2 pseudogenes are annotated in these 1,375 nt (G+C 48.7%); one reads left to right on the top strand and one right to left on the bottom strand.

Annotated features, from left to right (window positions below):
- Positions 1 to 925: pseudogene (locus KDK16_RS01440) on the bottom strand (VTT domain-containing protein); the annotation flags it as partial.
- Between the two features lie 218 nt (positions 926 to 1,143).
- On the opposite strand from KDK16_RS01440, the pseudogene KDK16_RS01435 reads away from it, so the two are divergent.
- Positions 1,144 to 1,375 (top strand): annotated as a pseudogene (locus KDK16_RS01435) (porphobilinogen synthase); the annotation flags it as partial.

The following is a 1,375-nucleotide window of genomic DNA, read 5'->3' as shown; positions in this document are numbered from 1 at the left end:
CTTCATGTAGTGGGCCATCCTGGCTGATCGAATCAAGGCCTTGCTGGGAACGCAGCCGGTATTGAGACAGTCGCCACCCATTCTATGCTTTTCAATCAAAGTGACTTTGGCTTTTACGGCAGCAGCAATGTAGCTGCTTACCAATCCGGCAGAACCCGCACCTATCACGGTCAGGTTATTATCGAACTTACGAGGTTTACTGAAACCCTTGTAAACACCGGAATAATCAAACATGACTTAATCCCCCCTTCTTTTTTTCGCTCACGGAAGGTTTTTTGATCAGGCTAATAGCTTTGCGTGCTAACCAGGGGAAAGTCCCCAGCAGCACAAAGGAGCCGATAAGCCCCGGCGTTAAAATACCACTGACAGACAATTCCTGAACCTGCCCAAGCTGAGCACCGGCATTCACATAGACAGCGGTTCCCGCCAGCATGCCAAGCTGACTGACCCAGTAAAACGTTCGGGTTTTCATGGGCGTCAGCCCCATGACCAGGTTAATGACAAAGAATGGGACTGCCGGAATCAATCTCAAGGTCAGAAGATAAAACAGGCCATCTTTCTCAATACCTTTGTTGACGGTTTCCAGATGATGACCAAATTTGCTCTGAACCCATTCCCTCAGCAGTGTTCTGGAAATAAGGAAAGCGAGCGTGGCCCCTATAGTGCTGGCAAAAGAGATCACTATCAGGCCTGTCGTCAACCCGAAAATAGCCCCACCGACCAGGGTAAGGATAACAGCGCCCGGCAGGGAAAGTGCCGTTACAACCAGATAAATAGCAAAGAACACGACAATGGTTAGGGCAGGGCTATCGCTGTAGAGCGATTGGAAATTATCACGAGTCAGGTATTGCTGTACATCAAGTGTAAAGAAGGCGGTGATAGCTGCCACAACAGCCACCAGCAAAATTATTTTAGTTTTATTCATACAAGGGTTCTTCGCCTGTTGTCTCCGGAACGGATTTTCAACATTCTGTCGGAAAAGCGCATAGCGCATCTTTTTCGTATAATGCCTGTCAGACTATACGTTAGCCACACCCTTAAGGTTTCAAACGTTATGAGCGGGATATTCGGCTTTATCCCTCATAACGATCAGGGTTAACAAGCGAAAGAATCACTTTTAATCATCTTCTTCAGAGTATCAGTATGATCCAGCGACCCTTCCCAGCCAGCCGTCCCAGACGGATGCGCTTTGACGATTTTTCCCGCCGTCTGATGCGGGAGAACCATCTTACTCCGAACGATCTGATCTATCCCGTATTCATTCTGGAAGGCTCTAATCACCGGGAAGCCATTCCTTCCATGCCGGGCATAGAGCGGATGACGGGCGATGAGCTGATTCGCGAAGGTGAAGAGCTTCTGGAACTGGGTATTCCGG

Source organism: Endozoicomonas sp. SESOKO4 (assembly GCF_024606275.1).
Note: the sequence above shows the minus strand (reverse complement) of the source record. Positions and strands in the feature narration are given on the sequence as shown.